The 14,765-nt window shown below is 63.6% G+C and carries 18 protein-coding genes and 1 tRNA gene; 9 read left to right on the top strand and 10 right to left on the bottom strand.

The window, feature by feature from the left end:
• Window positions 1-43: 43 nt before the first annotated feature.
• The gene (locus HNQ60_RS08205; RefSeq protein WP_184330556.1) at window positions 44-1,171 is read right to left on the bottom strand and encodes an AI-2E family transporter; all 1,128 of its coding nucleotides are present in this window, start codon (window positions 1,169-1,171) and stop codon (window positions 44-46) included.
• Between the two features lie 265 nt (window positions 1,172-1,436).
• Here HNQ60_RS08205 and HNQ60_RS08200 point away from each other — a divergent pair, with 265 nt between their 5' ends.
• From HNQ60_RS08200 to HNQ60_RS08190, 3 genes are read left to right on the top strand one after another with little or no spacing between them, the layout of a single operon-like run.
• A complete protein-coding gene (locus HNQ60_RS08200) occupies window positions 1,437-1,742 on the top strand; it encodes a DUF883 family protein (RefSeq protein ID WP_184330555.1) in 306 nt (101 codons plus the stop codon).
• A gap of 15 nt (window positions 1,743-1,757) precedes the next feature.
• On the top strand, window positions 1,758-2,162 hold the full coding sequence (locus tag HNQ60_RS08195) for a phage holin family protein (protein WP_221304097.1): 405 nt from the start codon (window positions 1,758-1,760) through the stop codon (window positions 2,160-2,162).
• Window positions 2,159-2,443 carry a YqjK family protein gene (locus HNQ60_RS08190; RefSeq protein WP_184330553.1) on the top strand — a complete coding sequence of 95 codons (285 nt, stop codon included), beginning with the start codon at window positions 2,159-2,161 and terminating at the stop codon, window positions 2,441-2,443. The genes HNQ60_RS08195 and HNQ60_RS08190 overlap by 4 nt, the downstream gene beginning before the upstream one ends.
• Before the next feature lie 25 nt (window positions 2,444-2,468).
• Here HNQ60_RS08190 and HNQ60_RS08185 read toward each other — a convergent pair whose 3' ends face one another.
• The 7 genes from HNQ60_RS08185 to HNQ60_RS08155 form a co-directional block, all read right to left on the bottom strand.
• Window positions 2,469-3,206, bottom strand: coding sequence for a LytR/AlgR family response regulator transcription factor (locus tag HNQ60_RS08185; protein WP_184330552.1), 738 nt, complete (start codon window positions 3,204-3,206; stop codon window positions 2,469-2,471).
• Between the two features lie 96 nt (window positions 3,207-3,302).
• The gene (locus HNQ60_RS28055) at window positions 3,303-4,382 is read right to left on the bottom strand and encodes a sensor histidine kinase (RefSeq protein ID WP_184330551.1); all 1,080 of its coding nucleotides are present in this window, start codon (window positions 4,380-4,382) and stop codon (window positions 3,303-3,305) included.
• A gap of 23 nt (window positions 4,383-4,405) precedes the next feature.
• Window positions 4,406-5,419, bottom strand: coding sequence for an NAD(P)-dependent oxidoreductase (locus tag HNQ60_RS08175; protein WP_246433489.1), 1,014 nt, complete (start codon window positions 5,417-5,419; stop codon window positions 4,406-4,408).
• A gap of 45 nt (window positions 5,420-5,464) precedes the next feature.
• Window positions 5,465-5,923, bottom strand: a complete 459-nt coding sequence (locus HNQ60_RS08170) for a DUF4124 domain-containing protein (RefSeq protein WP_184330550.1) — start codon at window positions 5,921-5,923, stop codon at window positions 5,465-5,467.
• 41 nt (window positions 5,924-5,964) lie between these two features.
• Window positions 5,965-6,303: a P-II family nitrogen regulator gene (locus HNQ60_RS08165; RefSeq protein ID WP_184330549.1), complete on the bottom strand. Its 339-nt coding sequence runs from the start codon at window positions 6,301-6,303 to the stop codon at window positions 5,965-5,967.
• Between the two features lie 209 nt (window positions 6,304-6,512).
• Complete coding sequence (locus HNQ60_RS08160; protein WP_184331809.1) at window positions 6,513-7,958, bottom strand: ammonium transporter; 1,446 nt, start codon at window positions 7,956-7,958, stop codon at window positions 6,513-6,515.
• Window positions 7,959-8,095: 137 nt separating this feature from the next.
• Window positions 8,096-8,434, bottom strand: coding sequence for a P-II family nitrogen regulator (locus HNQ60_RS08155; protein ID WP_184330548.1), 339 nt, complete (start codon window positions 8,432-8,434; stop codon window positions 8,096-8,098).
• 352 nt (window positions 8,435-8,786) lie between these two features.
• On the opposite strand from HNQ60_RS08155, the gene ubiK reads away from it, so the two are divergent.
• From ubiK to HNQ60_RS08140, 3 genes are all read left to right on the top strand, one after another.
• Window positions 8,787-9,029 (top strand): ubiquinone biosynthesis accessory factor UbiK, encoded by a 243-nt coding sequence (gene ubiK / locus HNQ60_RS08150; RefSeq protein WP_184330547.1) that lies wholly within the window; start codon window positions 8,787-8,789, stop codon window positions 9,027-9,029.
• A gap of 74 nt (window positions 9,030-9,103) precedes the next feature.
• Complete coding sequence (locus HNQ60_RS08145) at window positions 9,104-9,496, top strand: GxxExxY protein (RefSeq protein WP_184330546.1); 393 nt, start codon at window positions 9,104-9,106, stop codon at window positions 9,494-9,496.
• A 60-nt stretch (window positions 9,497-9,556) separates the two neighbouring features.
• On the top strand, window positions 9,557-11,089 hold the full coding sequence (locus HNQ60_RS08140) for a YifB family Mg chelatase-like AAA ATPase (protein ID WP_184330545.1): 1,533 nt from the start codon (window positions 9,557-9,559) through the stop codon (window positions 11,087-11,089).
• 5 nt (window positions 11,090-11,094) lie between these two features.
• Here HNQ60_RS08140 and HNQ60_RS27835 read toward each other — a convergent pair whose 3' ends face one another.
• A complete protein-coding gene (locus HNQ60_RS27835) occupies window positions 11,095-11,604 on the bottom strand; it encodes a c-type cytochrome (RefSeq protein WP_184330544.1) in 510 nt (169 codons plus the stop codon).
• Between the two features lie 149 nt (window positions 11,605-11,753).
• Here HNQ60_RS27835 and HNQ60_RS08130 point away from each other — a divergent pair.
• Both HNQ60_RS08130 and HNQ60_RS08125 read left to right on the top strand, forming a co-directional pair.
• Window positions 11,754-11,830: transfer RNA gene (locus HNQ60_RS08130), tRNA-Arg, on the top strand.
• A gap of 120 nt (window positions 11,831-11,950) precedes the next feature.
• Window positions 11,951-12,781, top strand: coding sequence for a uroporphyrinogen-III synthase (locus HNQ60_RS08125; protein WP_184330543.1), 831 nt, complete (start codon window positions 11,951-11,953; stop codon window positions 12,779-12,781).
• Here HNQ60_RS08125 and HNQ60_RS08120 read toward each other — a convergent pair.
• Complete coding sequence (locus HNQ60_RS08120) at window positions 12,774-13,340, bottom strand: helix-turn-helix domain-containing protein (protein ID WP_322096861.1); 567 nt, start codon at window positions 13,338-13,340, stop codon at window positions 12,774-12,776. The genes HNQ60_RS08125 and HNQ60_RS08120 overlap by 8 nt on opposite strands.
• Window positions 13,341-13,573: 233 nt before the next feature.
• Here HNQ60_RS08120 and HNQ60_RS08115 point away from each other — a divergent pair, with 233 nt between their 5' ends.
• Window positions 13,574-14,761 carry an FAD-dependent oxidoreductase gene (locus HNQ60_RS08115; protein WP_184330541.1) on the top strand — a complete coding sequence of 396 codons (1,188 nt, stop codon included), beginning with the start codon at window positions 13,574-13,576 and terminating at the stop codon, window positions 14,759-14,761.
• Window positions 14,762-14,765: the final 4 nt, after the last annotated feature.

The following is a 14,765-nucleotide window of genomic DNA, read 5'->3' as shown; positions in this document are numbered from 1 at the left end:
CGTGGTTGCAGTCGGGCGCATCGTCCTGCGATGCGCATACATTTCAGGGGGTGGGCGGCGGCGACGGTGCGGGAGGCACGGGCTGTGCCGCGACCGTTTCGACGCGACGAACCTCGAGCACCAGCCGGATGAGCGCGATGATCAGTGCGAGTACGACCGGCCCCAGGAACAAGCCGATCGCGCCGAACGCGGCGAGTCCGCCGAGCACGCCGATGAACACCGTCAGCGTGCCGACGTTGGCGCGACCGGAGACCAGCATCGGACGCACGACGTTGTCGACGAGCGAAACGAGCACCGCTCCCCAGATCACCATGAAGATCGTGGCGCCCCATCGGCCCTGCGCGGCGAGCACGATGGCCGCGGGTATCCAGACGAGGGCCGTGCCGCCGAAGGGCAGAAGCGAGGCCAGCACGGCGATCACGGCGAAGACCAGCGCGGAAGGCAATCCGACGATCAGGAATGCGATGCCGACGAGCGTGCCCTGGATCAGGGCAGTCAAGCCCGTGCCGAGCACCATCGCGCGTGTGACGGCACCGACGTGATCGAACAGGCGCGTCTTGTACTCCTCGGTCATCGGGATCAGCGCGCGGGCGGTTGTGAGCATCTCGCTGCCGTCGCGGATGAAAAAGAACAGCATGAACATCATCAGCACGAAGCCGATGACGGTGCCGATCGCGCCCAGGAATACTTTGCCGCCCATCGACGCAAGCCAGTGCAGCACCTGATTGGCCCCCTGCCGCAACCATCCGACGAGGTCGGTGGTGTCGATGCCGAACAGGCTTTCGAGGCTGCGCAGTCCGTCCTGCACCCACGGCGCGTTGAGCCAGGGAACATTGTTCAGGTCGAAGACGTTGGAGGCCGTCTGATCCGCGAGCGTCTCCTGCGCAGCTCGAACGAGATCACTCACCTGCGCGGCGAACGCAGCGCTCAGTCCGGCCAGAGGGCCGATGAACAGAATCAGCATGCCGAACGTCAGCAGCCCGGCGGAAAGGTGGGCACGGTTGCGCAGCCGGCGCGTCAGGCGAACATGCAGTGGGTGCAGGAGAAACGCCAGGAAGATCGCCCAGATCAGCGGGCCGAGGAACGGCGTGATGATCTTGTAGAGCGCGATCGCCAGCACCAGGCATGCGACCAGCGCGAAAGTCCGCGTATAGAATCGGTCATTCGTCATCGCAGGCGGCGACAACTCCATTTGCGTACCCCGGTGGTGGCTGGTGGCGAAGAGCGCGGCAATGCTAACACTTGCCGGGCCGGCACTTGCGGGAAGTACCGAGCGAACGAGGGACCTTTCCGGCCGCTTCCCGGGTTGCTGAGTTTTAGAGGCACGGAATACCATGCCCGGACCGAAATCTCCTGCAAAGCCAGCGCGCTCGCGCGTGAAGCGGACCAGATCACACCCCAAGTACATCGCTAGTACCCGGAAACGAGGATCGAACATGAGCAGCGAAGTGACCGCCGACCGGCTGGTTGAAGATCTCAAAGTGGTCATCAACGATGCGGAGGCCCTGCTGAAGGCTACCTCTGCGCAGACGGGCGAGAAGATCCAGGAAGTCCGTGCACGCGCCGAAGAATCGCTGCGCCAGGCCAAGGTAAGGCTCACCGAGGTGGAAGAGGAAGCGTTGCGCCGCGCCCGCGAGCTCGCCGACGCGACCGAAGAGTATGTGCGTGACAATCCCTGGCAGTCGGTGGGCATCGCAGCAGGCATCGGCCTGGTGCTCGGCATCCTGATCGCTCGCCGTTAAGCGGATCCGATGCAGATGGACGGCATGTCTCCCGATCGCGATCCGGCACCGGTCACGGGACTGTTCCAGTCGCTGAGCAATTTCGTTGCGACACTGGTCGCGATCGCGCACACGCGCCTGCAGTTGCTGACGACGGAACTGCAGGAGGAAGTGCAGCAGGTCGCGCAGATGCTGATCTGGTCCTTCATCGCGTTGTTCGCGGCGATGATGGCCCTGTTCCTCGGCGCACTGACGATCATCTTTGCGTTCTGGGATACGCACCGGATTCTCGCCGCACTGCTGACGACCTTCGGCTTCCTGCTCATCGCCATCGTCGGTGGCCTGGTGTTGCAACGCAAGCTCGCTGCCAAGCCGCCGATGCTCGATGCCACATTGGCCGAGCTGGCGAAGGATCGCGATCAACTCCGCGCACGGTTATGAGCGAACGCACACTTACCCTGGCTCAGCGACGCAACGCACTTCGCGCTCACAGTGCCGTACAGCGAGCAGAGCTCGCGCAGACGGTGGATCGCATCGAATCGCGACTGGGAACAGTCGATCACGGCCTCAACATCGTGCGTCGCTACGCGGCAAAGCCGTTGCTGGTGACCGGGGGGATTGCGTTGCTGGCGATCATCGGGCCCCGGCGTCTGTTCCGGTGGGCCGGTCGCGGCGCCGTTCTGCTGACGGCGGGTCAGCGCATCATGCGACTGATTCGCTGAGTCAACGGACGAGATCGGATTCCCTTCAGGATTCGCCGCGGATGCGCCGAAGCAGCTCCGCAGCATGCCGCCGGCTCACTTCCAGCACGTCGCCACATTCGCGCATGCGAACGCTGTACTTGCCTTCTTCCGTGCGTTCCACCGCGGAGATCTGGTTCTCGGCGACCAGTGCGTTCCTGTGAATGCGCACGAAGCCCGCGGAGAATTCTTCCGCCAGCGCCTTCAGTGATTCGTCGATCAGGCTCTCGCCGTTCTTGTGACGGACGGTGATGTATTTCTGGTCGGCGAGGAAATAGTAGATGTCAGCGATCGGAATCAGCTTCAGCTGATCTCCCAGTCGTGCACAGATCTGCTCGCGCCGATGCTCGAGCTTCGCAGATTGCGCAACCTTGACGAGACGCGACGGTGAGATGCGACCCGCGTGACGCAGCGCGTGCGCGAGCTTCTCCTTGCGAACCGGTTTCAGCAGGTAGCCGACGGCTTCCGTTTCGAAAGCCTCGACGGCGTATTGGTCGTATGCGGTCGTGAAGATGACGGCGGGAGGATCCTGCAGCGTATCGATGTGGCGCGCGACTTCGATCCCCGACAATCCCGGCATGCGGACGTCGAGCAGCACGATGTCGGGCTGCTTCTCGCTGCAGTAAGCGAGCGCTTCTTCACCGTTGCCGGCCTCGGCGATCGTCGTGCAGTCACCGATTTCTTCAAGCAGCCTCCGCAGCCGCTCTCTTGCGGGCCCTTCGTCGTCAACGATCAGGAGATTCATAAGGAAAGAAGCGGTTGGCGGTTGGCGGTTGGCGGTTGGCAAGAGTCGGATCAGACTCTACACAGTCGGGTTCCGGTTCTTACCAACCGCCAACCGCTAACCGCCAACCGCTTCTCCTTCAGCATACGGGAAGATGAGCCGAGCTGAAAACTCACCGCCTTCCTGGCGGGTTTCGATGGCGGCCCGGCCCGGCCAGGCGAGTTCGAGGCGCTGGCGGATGTTCTCGAGCGCCATGCGATTGCCTTCGCGTTCGCCGTAGCCGAGCTGTGCGGGAATCGGGTTGCGCACTTCGATCTCGACGCGTCCGTTCGCGACGCGGCCGCTGATGTTCACTGTGCCTCCCGAGGGAAGCATCTCGATGCCGTGGTACACCGCGTTCTCGAGCAGGGGCTGCACGATGAGGCAGGGGACGCTGGCCCGCATCGGCAGCTCATCGATATCCCAGTTTACGGCGAAGCGTGCGCCGAGCCGCAGCTGTTCGATTCGCTGGTGTGTGCGTGCGATGTCGATCTCTTCGCGCAACGTGATCATCGTGTCGGCCTCGGCGAGGCTTGCGCGAAACAGATCCGCGAGATCCTCAACGGCCTGTTCGGCGCTGCTCGGATTCGATCGCGTGAGCGACGCGATGGTGTTCATGCTGTTGAAGAGGAAGTGCGGCCGGATGCGTGCCTGCAGCGCCCGAATGCGGGCGAGCGCTTCCATTTCGATGCTCCGCTTCCATTCCGCGCTGATATAGAAGTAGCGCAGCGCGAGTGCGCTCACGATGAACCCGACGGCCAGGTTTCGCAGCAGGAACTCCCAGTGATTCGCCGGGAACAGCGGGTTGTGCTCGATCCGGCCGAACGTCCAGCCGAGGCCGATCTGATAGACGAGCTCGGAGATCACACCCACGACGCCCACGAGCATGGCGATCGCGATCGCGGTCGCCCGCGTCGCGGGTATTCGCTGCAGCCAGGAACGTGTGCGGCACAGGATCGCGGAGCTGCCCAATCCGATCCACAGCAGGAAGAGGGACGAGCTCGCGAGGTCGATCCAGAAGTTCTCGTGCAGCGCCTGGCGTGCGATCGCGAAGATGATCGCGACGAGCTCGGTGATCAGGACGACGGCAAGAACCGCTGGACCCGAGCAGAAGTCGGGCAGGATGAGTCGCGCCTGATTGCCGCGAGGTTCGTTCACGTCAGTGGCGTCGCGGCCTTCTGCTACTTGTTCTCGAGCCGTTTGGGGTCGCTGGCCGCCGCGGCGAACAAGGCATCCTTGAGATGGAACAGCGTCGAGATGTCCTCGTCGCCGTGACCCTGCTCGATGAGACGCCGGTAGTGAACGAGCGTCATCTCGATCAACGGCAGTTGCACGCCGTGACGCGCAGCCATGGCGCGGCAGATCTTCAGATCCTTGTCGTGCAGCCGGACACGGAAGCCGGCTGGATAACTGTCGCGGACGATGTTCGGAGCGCGATTCACGAAGTACCAGCTCGAGCCCGCGCCCTTGCCGAGTGTTTCGATCAGCTTGTCGAGCGGCAGCTCTTCGGCCTTCGCGAAGGCCATGGCTTCCGCGACAGCCTGGATCACGCCTGCGCACATGATCTGATTCGTGGCTTTCGCCGCCTGGCCCATGCCGCTCGCACCGAAATGCGTAACGGTCTTGCCCATGGCTTCGAGGACGGGCCGCGCGCGCTCGAAGGCCTGCGCATCGCCGCCGCACATGATCGCGAGGGCTCCATCGCGTGCGCCTTCGACGCCGCCGGAAACGGGCGCGTCGATGAAGAACGCGCCGCGCTCACGCAAACGATGCGCTGCTGATCGGGCCGTATCGGCGCTTACAGTCGAGCAGTCGATCACGACGGCATCGCGGCGAATGTTGGGCAACAAGGCATCGACCACGCCGAGCACGTCGGCGTCCGCCGAGACGCAAAGAACGATCGCATCGCACAGCGGTGCCAGGTCTGTCGGCGACTGGGCGACCACGCATCCGGTTTCCCGGGCGACTGCCTGGGTCTTGCTTGCCGTGCGATTCCAGACGCCGGCGAGCAGACCGTGCTTGTGGAGATTGCGGGCCATGCCGACGCCCATGGCGCCGAGCCCGATAAGGCCGATTTTCTTCAAGGCGGGTGCGGTCATCTGCAGCAGACGCTCCGGAGAGGGGACGATGAATCGGCCGGATTGTACGTCCCGGCGGCCGCGGATTTGAACGCGTGCCGGTGCGCTGCGGGGCAATTTCCCGGACTCAGGTAGTCCGAGAGTGGGGGACCGGGAGAAGGCTTACTTGCAGAGCTCGTCCATGGTGGTCTTGGCCGCGGCGCGTGCACCCGACAGCTCCTCATCGGTGAGGTAGCGGCGCCCGCCGTTCGGTGTTTCCTCGAACAGCCGCTGCGACATCGTGTACTTCTCGTAGCGCTCGCGGGCTTTCACGCAGCGATCGGCCTTGTCCTTGGCGGTCGAGTCGTTCGCGGACTTCTGATCGGCCTGCTTGGTTGTCGTCTCCTGGCGGGAGCCGTCGGCCGCCTTCATGCGGTCCATTTCCGCCTGCTGACGGGTCTGCGCTTCGATCACGTCGGTCTTGCGCGACTGGACGTTCAACCGCTCGGCCGGCAGCGTGGAAGGCTTGTCGGTGTAGAGCACGTTGCCCTGCGCGTCCGTGAACTTGTAGACGTCGGCGCTCGCGATACCGGCGCTCAATGCCAGCGCGGCAATGGTGAGTGACATCGAAAATCGCAGCATGACCTTCTCCACCGAAAGCGGAATCGTCGTTCAAACAGTTGTCAGATGGCCCGCGAACCTGTTTCGCCGGTCCGGATGCGCACCACGTTCGGGAGCGCCGTAACAAAAATCTTGCCGTCGCCGATACGACCGGTATGGGCGACCTGTGCGATCGCCTCGACCACCCGGTCGAGCTGGTCGTCGTCCACCGCGACCTCGATCTTGCACTTGGGCAGGAAATCGACCGCGTACTCGGCGCCACGATAGAGCTCAGTGTGCCCGCGCTGGCGGCCAAAACCCTTGACCTCCGTCACTGTTATGCCAGCGACACCCGTTTCGGCCAGGGCTTCGCGAACCTCGTCGACCTTGAAGGGCTTCACGATCGCGGTGACCAGTTTCATCAACGGCTCCAGTGACTTGCGGGCGGCGCTGCCCGTAAATCGGATCGCGTCGGAGTCTATCAGGAAGGCCTGCGGACAGGATTAAGACAGTCCCGCGAGGATCCCCAACTGAGGAGTGCGTCACGCTCTTCCGCTGGACAAAAAAAGACGGGCGCCGAAGCGCCCGTCTGGAGGAAGAGGGGCCGGCAACCCGGCCCCGCATGGACAGGTCAGAGGTTGTAGCCGCGCTCGCCGTGCTCGACCGTGTCGAGACCCTCGGTTTCGGCTTCTTCGCTGACGCGCAGCCCCACCACCAGGTCGACGATCTTGTAGGCGATGAAGGACACGACGCCGGTCCACACGACAGTGATCAGCACGCCCTTGGTCTGCGACCAGACCTGCGCACCCATGCCAGCGTAGACCCACTCCTGCTTCACGTAGTCGAAGATGCCCGTGCCGCCCAGAGCCGGGTCGTTGAACACGCCCGTCAGGATCGCGCCCAGGATGCCGCCGATGCAGTGCACACCGAAGACGTCGAGCGAGTCGTCGTAACCGAGCGCGTGCTTGAGCTTCGTCACCGCGAAGAGGCAGACCAGACCAGCCAGCAGGCCGAGGATGATCGCGCCCATCGGGCCGACCCAGCCGCAGGCCGGGGTGATGGCGACGAGACCGGCGATGGCGCCCGAGGCGGCACCGAGCATGGTCGGCGTGCCACGGAAGATCCATTCACCGAAGGTCCAGGCCACGACCGCCGCGCCGGTGGCGATGAAGGTGTTCAGGAAGACCTGCGAGGCGAAGGCATTCGCTTCGAGGTTCGACCCGACGTTGAAGCCGAACCAGCCGACCCACAGCAGTGCGGCGCCGACCATGATCAGCGGCACGTTGTGCGGCGGCATCGCAGTGACGCCGTAACCCTTGCGCTTGCCGACCAGGATGCAGCCGATCAGACCGGCAATGCCTGCGTTGATGTGCACGACCGTGCCGCCGGCGAAGTCGAGAGCACCCTGCTGGAAGATATAGCCCGCGGTCACCGCGCCATCGGCGCCGTCGCGAACCGCATCCGGGCCGGCCCAGAACCAGACCATGTGGGCGATCGGCAGGTAGGCGAAAGTGAACCACAGCACCATGAAGAGCAGCACCGCCGAGAACTTCATGCGTTCGGCGAAGGCGCCGACGATGAGGCAGGGAGTGATGGCGGCGAAGGTCATCTGGAACGCGACGAACAGCATTTCGGGAATGTAGATGCCGTTGCTGAACGTGGCGGCTGCGACGAAGCTGCCGTCCTCGTTGAGCAGGCCCGAGAGGAAGAGCCGGTCGAAGCCGCCGAAGAACGCATTGCCGTTCGTGAAGGCGATGCTGTACCCGTAGATCGCGTAGAGCACCGCGAGGAGGCTGAAGGTCACGAAGATCTGCATCGAGACCGACAGGATGTTCTTCGACCGGACCATGCCGCCGTAGAACAGCGCGAGGCCGGGGACGGCCATCATGATGACGAGCAGTGTGGCGACCATGAGCCACGCGATATCGCCGTTGTTGAAGGTCGGCGCGGGAGCAGCGGCGGCCTCCGCGGGTGCTGCTTCGGCAGCGGCTGCCTCGGCCGGCGCAGCTTCCGCCGGTGCTGCAGTCGCTTCCGCTGCAGTCGCCTCACCGGGCGGCGTGTCCTGTGCCAGCGCCATGTCGGACCCGATGAACGTAAGTGCGAGTAGCACCACGCTCCACAGGTAAGTGAGCACGCGGCTCGTGGACAAAGGTCTTTTCACTGTCGTTCTCCTACGGGAATTTATTTGGTTGCCAGGAGGTGCTCTTCGAAAAACTAAACGGCCTCGACGCCGGTTTCGCCGGTGCGGATGCGAACCGCCTGCTCGAGATCGATCACGAAAATCTTGCCGTCGCCGATCTTTCCGGTCCGGGCGACATTGGTGATCGCCTCGACGACCTGCTCGGCGATCGAGTCGTCGACCGCCAGCTCGATCTTGGTCTTGGGGAGGAAGTCGACCCTGTACTCGGCGCCCCGGTACAGCTCGGTGTGGCCGCGCTGGCGACCGAAGCCCTGAACTTCCGTCACCGTGATGCCTTGAACGCCGATATCCGCGACGGCCTGACGGACGTCATCCAGCTTGAAGGGCTTGATGATCGCGGTTATCAACTTCATCGCATTCCGGCTCCAGAAGATTCGTGGGCACGAGCGCCTCAAGGATTTCGTAGTGATCCGTCGCTTCGCGCCGCATCGGAAATGCACTTTCTGTGCCACGAAATCGGCTAGGCGGATCGCTGGCCCGGCCCTCGCGGGATACAAGGGATGCACTTCCCTGGTGCGAATTTCCCGCGCGTTGCTTCACCGAAGCGCAATTTGAGGCGATCGGACCGGAAATAGCCGCCGCGGACGGGTCGCCGGCCAGCGAAAAAGGTGCAAGAGTGATCAGGTACGAGGCGCGCCGGCGCGCCTTGCCACGTCTGTATGCGACCCCTAGAGTTCGCGGCATTCACCGCGCAGAGCTTTTTCCATGGATCCCAGAACCCTCGACGACCTCGCCCGGCGCCTCTCCGCCGCCGTTCCGGAAAGCCTCACAGCCGTCCGCCGCGACCTGGAGTCGAACTTCAAAGCCGTCCTCCAGTCCGGTCTCTCGAAGCTCGATCTGGTGACCCGCCAGGAGTTCGATGTGCAGGCAGGCGTGCTGCGTCGCACCCGTGAAAAACTGGAAGCGCTGGAGGCGCGTCTGGCGGAGCTGGAAGGGAGCAAGAACTAAGAATCTCCACGGGGATCACGGGGATCCACGGGGAGAATCCAAAGTGTGAGTACGTAAGCTGCAAGGAGGCGGCTATGGCAAAGGAATGTCTACTCGAAATCATCGATGAGACGCTCACCGCAGCGACGGCGGTACACAGCATCCTGGGTCCTGGGTTGCTTGAATCCATCTATCAGCACGCGTTGGCGTATGAACTACGGGCGCGCGGCCTGGACGTGCAGGTCGAAGCCCCGATCTTCGTCACCTATAGAGGGATAGACCTGGGTGTCGGCTACCGCGCTGACATTGTCGTTTGCGACGCGCTGATCCTCGAGATCAAGTCCATGAGCGGAGTGGATGCTTCGCATGTGGCGCAGTTGCTCACGTATCTGCGGTTGAGCGGAATACGCGTTGGCTACATCCTCAATTTCAACCATCGCCTGCTGAAGCACGGCATCAAGCGCGTTTCAGATTTTTCCGCCCCGTGAATCCCCGTGGTCCCCGTGGAAATTCTTAGTCTTTGAACCATCTTGAAGGAGGGCCAAGGAATGGCCATGGCGACGGTATTGAGTCGTGCGCAGCACGGCATGGAAGCGCCGCAAGTGCGCGTCGAAGTCGATATCGGCAACGGGCTGCCTGCGTTTGCGATCGTCGGGTTGCCCGAAGCGGTCGTGAAGGAAAGCAAGGATCGCGTGCGGGCCGCGATTGCGAACTGCAATTTCGAGATGCCCGCCGGGCGGATCACCGTGAATCTCTCGCCCGCGGATCTGCCGAAGGAGGGCGGTCGATTCGATTTGCCGATCGCCCTCGGCATTCTGCTTGCGTCGGGACAACTGCCGGCAGCGAGTCCAGCTGGCTGTGAGTTCTACGGCGAACTTTCGTTGAGCGGCGAACTGCAGCCGGTGAAAGGAGCGCTGCTTGCCGCGGTGGCGGCTTCGCGGGTCGGGCACAAACTCATCGTGCCGCCGTCGAACGCAGCTGAGGCATTGCTCGTCACCCAATGTCCGGTCGCAACGGCCAAGCACTTGCTTGAAGTTGCGGCGCACCTCACCCAGTCGGGCCTCCTGGCATTTCGCTGTGGCGAGCCATTGCCTCTGCCGCCGCAAAGCGGCATCGATCTGAGTGACGTGCGAGGACAGGTGCAGGCGCGCCGCGCACTGGAAATCGCGGCCGCCGGGCAACACTCGTTGTTGTTCGTAGGTCCTCCGGGAACGGGCAAAAGCATGCTCGCGCAGCGTCTTCCCGGATTGCTTCCGCCGATGACCGAGATCGAGGCGCTCGAAGTCGCTGCTGTGCGAAGCGTTTGCGGCGGCTCGATCAGGCTTGATGAATGGCGGCTCCGGCCCTTTCGTAATCCGCACCACACGGCTTCCGCGATCGCACTCGTTGGAGGCGGGACTTTTCCACGGCCCGGTGAGATCTCACTCGCTCACAACGGAGTCCTGTTTCTCGATGAGCTGCCGGAGTTTGGTCGTCGCGTTCTCGAAGTCCTGCGTGAGCCGCTCGAGAACGGCGTCATCACGATCTCGCGCGCGTCACAGCAGATCGAGTTTCCTGCGCGCTTCCAGCTGATCGCCGCGATGAATCCTTGTCCCTGCGGCTATCTGGGAGACGCGCGCTGTCGCTGCAGTCAGGAGAAGGTCGAACGCTACCGCGCGAAAATTTCCGGCCCGCTGCTGGATCGGCTCGACATGCATGTGGAAGTGCCGCGGCCCGCGGCGTCCGCTCTCTACGCATCGCAGGAGGAGGAGTCGAGTGCGACGGTAAGTGTTCGCGTGCGTTGTGCGAGGGAACGGCAGATCACGAGACAGGGGAAAGCGAACGCGTGCCTCACGAATCGGGAGGTGCATGAGCATTGTCGCCTGCAGGGATCCGCGCGTGCGACGCTCGAGCGGGCGACGACCGCGCTCGGGCTGTCAGCTCGAGCCCATCATCGAATTCTGAAGGTCGCGCGGACGATTGCCGATCTCGCCTCGAAAGAGGAGATCGGGCCGGCGCAGGTCAGCGAGGCAATTGCGTTGCGGCGCTTCGACCGCAACCAGGGGAACGGCGGCGGCGCGATTGCGCCGTCGCGACGGTGAACTGCTTACTTCGCAGCAGCCATCATGTAGTCGACGGCGTTCATGATCGACTTGTCGGAGAGATCCACGCGGCCACCCTTCGGCGGCATGAAGCCGGCTTGGCCCTGGAAGCCCTCGATCGCGTGCTTGTGGAGCGTGTCGCCGCCCTTCGCGAGGCGCGGGCCCCAGGCGCCCTTGTCGCCGTACTTCGGCGCGCCGGCGACGCCGGCGCCGTGGCAGGCGACGCAAGCCATGTTGTAGACCTCTTCACCGCCAATCTCGGCGGCTGGCGCGGCGGCCTGCGGCTTCGCCGGAGCGAGTGCCGAATTGTCCTGCCCGCTGACGGCAACCTTGGCTACGGGGGCGATACGGTCGTTTACAGCCGCCTGCATCGCCGGATCGGCATGCACATTGGCTTCCTGGGTATCGACCGCGACGACGCGGGCCAGGGCCCAGAGGCCGAGGGCGATGAGGATCAGCACGCCCAGGACGAGCATGAAAGTATTGAAGAACTTCTTATCGTGCGCAGCGCTCACAGCGGCTCCAGAACAAGGGGACGGCCCGGACAGGGCGCGCAAGTATAACGACCCGGTGCCTGCCCTCAAACCTCGAAGCTTGGCCCGCGGCCGGATCAGGTTGGACCTCACCGCGGGCGGCCCGTAATATCTCGCACCCCGCCAGTCACGCGCCCGTAGCTCAGCTGGATAGAGTACTGCCCTCCGAAGGCAGGGGTCACTGGTTCGAATCCAGTCGGGCGCGCCACTCACTCCGAATCCTTGCCCGAGCGCGGAAACGCCTGCTCGGCTCCTTTGCTAGCCAGCTAGCCAGCTAGCCAGCTAGCCAGTTAGCCTGTGTCCGCCATCCGCCAAAACCCGATGTCCCATGCAGGAACAAACGCTCGCTGGCCGCACGGTCGCGGTGCCTGAAACCCGTGAACTCGACGTTTTCTCCGCGATGCTGGAGCGACGCGGCGCGATCGTGCTGCGCTGTCCGCTGGTCGCGATTCTCGATGCGCCCGATCCGCAGCCGGTGCTGGCCTGGATCCGCCAGTTCAATACGGGGGAGTTTCACGACCTCGTTCTGCTGACCGGAGAAGGATTGCGACGGATCCTGCGTTGTATCGATCTGCACGCGCCGGACATTCGCGACCAGTTCATCCGCGCGCTTACCAAGGTCCGCAAGACCACCCGGGGACCCAAGCCGGCGAAAGCGCTGCGCGAACTGGGACTCAAGCCCGACATTGCCGCTGAAACGCCGACAACCGAGGGCGTCATCGCCGCGCTGAAGGCTTCGGGAAGCCTCGCTGCGCGCAAGATCGGCGTGCAGCTCTATGGAACCGAGCCGAATCGACCGCTGATGGACTTTCTTGCGGGAGCAGGAGCCACGGTCAGTACCGTCGCTCCATACATCTATGCAGACAAGGCGGACGACGATGCCGTTCGCGCGCTGATGACTCGAATGGCGGCGGGCGAAGTCGACGTGATTGCGTTCACCAGCACGCCCCAGGTCGAGCGTCTTTTCGCCGTCGGGCCGCTCGAGCTGGTGAAGTCCGCACTGGAGCGAACGCAGATTGCCGCCATCGGCCCAGTCGTCGCCGACGCACTTGCCCGTCACGACATCAAGGCGCAGCTGATGCCGCAGGATTCTTTCTTCATGAAGCCGCTGACGAGCGCGATGGAGGATGGGCTGGGGCCGAAGGAAGGGATCACTTGATCGCCTGATCGCCTTCCCCGTACACGATCACCGACAGGAACCGGATCGGCAGCTTGATCAGGCTCTGCGGTCCGTGGGGTACTTCGCCGCTGAACGTCAGGGTGTCGCCGGGTTTGAGCAGGTAGCTCTCGCTGCCGTGGCGGTACCGCAGGGAGCCTTCGAGCATGTGGATCATTTCGGTCCCCGGATGCTCGAAGTCCGGAAAGATCTCGCTCTTGTCGTTCAGCGTGACGAGGAACGGCTCGAAAGTCTTGCGGGGACCCCGGTCCGACGCGAGCAGATGGTAGGTGTGGCCGCGTTTCGTTCCTCGCCGCACGACTTCCAATCCTTCGCCTTTGCGCACGAGCTGCGCGTCGCTCGGTTGTGCCTGCAGCCCCCGAAATAGCGTCGGTAGATCCGCGCCCAATGCCACCGCGACAGCCGCAATCGTTTCGAGGCTCGGGCTGACCGCGCCTGTCTCCAGCCTGCTGAGCATCGCCGCGCTGATTTCCGCGCGCTCGGCCACCTCCAAAAGCGTAAGTCCCTGCGCCGACCGCAAACGGCGAATCGCCGCGCCCACACTCGATGCGAGGTCCGCTGGCGCAATTGCTCTGGGTCCAGGGGCCGGGACGACGGCCTTCGTTTTCGGCATGACGGCTATTTAACCTATACGCAAATCATTTGACCATCAGTAAATGAGTCTGGCATCTTCCGTCCGTCACCCGTCACCCGTCACCCGTCACCCGTCACCCGTCACCCTGCTTGCTCCGTCTCCTACGCATCGGCCTGTCGAAACGCTATCCGGAACCTCGCATGTTCCGGCGACACGAGCGACTGCGCGACAGCTATGACGTCGTCATCATCGGCGGCGGAGGGCATGGACTGGCGGCTGCGTACTATCTCGCGCGCGATCACGGTGTCCGCAACATCGCAGTCATCGAAAAGGGTTACATCGGCGGGGGCAATACGGGGCGCAACACCACGATCATCCGCTCCAACTACCTGACGCCCGAGGGCGTGCAGTTCTACGACGAAAGCGTGCGGCTCTGGCAGGACCTGTCGGCCGACTTCGATCTGAATCTCTTCTATTCGACGCGCGGGCATTTCACGCTCGCCCACACGGATGCGTCAATGCGCACGATGCGCTGGCGCGCCGAAGTGAACAAGCACTACGGCGTGAAATCGGAAGTCGTCGATGCGGCGTACGTGAAGAATGCGCTCCCGATGATCGACATAGAGTGCGGCGGACACGCGCCAGTGCTCGGCGCGCTCTATCACGCGCCGGGAGCGATCGCGCGACACGATGCTGTTGCTTGGGGCTACGGTCGCGGCGCAGACCAGCGCGGCGTCGAGATTCACCAGGAAACGGAAGTGACGGGCATCGACGTCGAAGCCGGTCGCATCAAAGGTGTTCGAACGACCCGGGGTTACATCAGCACTTCGAAAGTACTGTGCGCAGTCGCGGGATTCACGCCGCGCTTGCTGGAGATGGTCGGGCTGCGCTCGCCCATCTATATCCATCCGTTGCAGGCGATGGTCTCCGAGCCCATCAAACCCTGGCTCGATCCGATCATCGTGTCGGGCTCGCTGCACGTGTATGTCTCGCAAACCGCTCGCGGCGAGCTCGTGATGGGTTCGACGCTCGATCCCTACGAAGTGCACCAGACGCGCTCGACACTCGACTTCACCGAAACGCTTTCGGCTCACATGCTCGATCTGTTTCCGTTCCTGTCGGAGGTGAAGATCGTCCGCCAGTGGGCGGGCCTCGCCGACATGACGCCGGACTTCGCGCCGATCATGGGCACTACACCGATCGAGGGTTTCTATCTCGATGCCGGCTGGGGCACCTGGGGGTTCAAGGCGACACCGGTCTGCGGCAAGACGATGAGTCACACAGTCGCGACGGGTCGCAATCATCCGCTGATCGCTGGCTTCGGTCTCGATCGCTTCGCGCGCTTCGAGCTGACCGGCGAGAAAGGCGCGGCGTCGGTGGGGCATTGAGCGA

The organism is Povalibacter uvarum (genome assembly GCF_014202975.1).
Classification (GTDB): Bacteria; Pseudomonadota; Gammaproteobacteria; order Steroidobacterales; family Steroidobacteraceae; genus Steroidobacter; species Steroidobacter uvarum.
This window is presented reverse-complemented; position numbering and strand designations above follow the sequence as displayed.

Excerpts from the sequence above, each read along its gene's own strand:
- HNQ60_RS08205 (WP_184330556.1), bottom strand. The coding sequence starts at position 1,171 with ATGACGAATGACCGATTCTATACGCGGACTTTCGCGCTGGTCGCATGC.
- HNQ60_RS08200 (WP_184330555.1), top strand. The coding sequence starts at position 1,437 with ATGAGCAGCGAAGTGACCGCCGACCGGCTGGTTGAAGATCTCAAAGTG.
- HNQ60_RS08195 (WP_221304097.1), top strand. The coding sequence starts at position 1,758 with ATGGACGGCATGTCTCCCGATCGCGATCCGGCACCGGTCACGGGACTG.
- HNQ60_RS08190 (WP_184330553.1), top strand. The coding sequence starts at position 2,159 with ATGAGCGAACGCACACTTACCCTGGCTCAGCGACGCAACGCACTTCGC.
- HNQ60_RS08185 (WP_184330552.1), bottom strand. The coding sequence starts at position 3,206 with ATGAATCTCCTGATCGTTGACGACGAAGGGCCCGCAAGAGAGCGGCTG.
- HNQ60_RS08170 (WP_184330550.1), bottom strand. The coding sequence starts at position 5,923 with ATGCTGCGATTTTCGATGTCACTCACCATTGCCGCGCTGGCATTGAGC.
- HNQ60_RS08165 (WP_184330549.1), bottom strand. The coding sequence starts at position 6,303 with ATGAAACTGGTCACCGCGATCGTGAAGCCCTTCAAGGTCGACGAGGTT.
- HNQ60_RS08160 (WP_184331809.1), bottom strand. The coding sequence starts at position 7,958 with ATGGCGCTGGCACAGGACACGCCGCCCGGTGAGGCGACTGCAGCGGAA.
- HNQ60_RS08155 (WP_184330548.1), bottom strand. The coding sequence starts at position 8,434 with ATGAAGTTGATAACCGCGATCATCAAGCCCTTCAAGCTGGATGACGTC.
- ubiK (WP_184330547.1), top strand. The coding sequence starts at position 8,787 with ATGGATCCCAGAACCCTCGACGACCTCGCCCGGCGCCTCTCCGCCGCC.
- HNQ60_RS08145 (WP_184330546.1), top strand. The coding sequence starts at position 9,104 with ATGGCAAAGGAATGTCTACTCGAAATCATCGATGAGACGCTCACCGCA.
- HNQ60_RS08140 (WP_184330545.1), top strand. The coding sequence starts at position 9,557 with ATGGCCATGGCGACGGTATTGAGTCGTGCGCAGCACGGCATGGAAGCG.
- HNQ60_RS08125 (WP_184330543.1), top strand. The coding sequence starts at position 11,951 with ATGCAGGAACAAACGCTCGCTGGCCGCACGGTCGCGGTGCCTGAAACC.
- HNQ60_RS08115 (WP_184330541.1), top strand. The coding sequence starts at position 13,574 with ATGTTCCGGCGACACGAGCGACTGCGCGACAGCTATGACGTCGTCATC.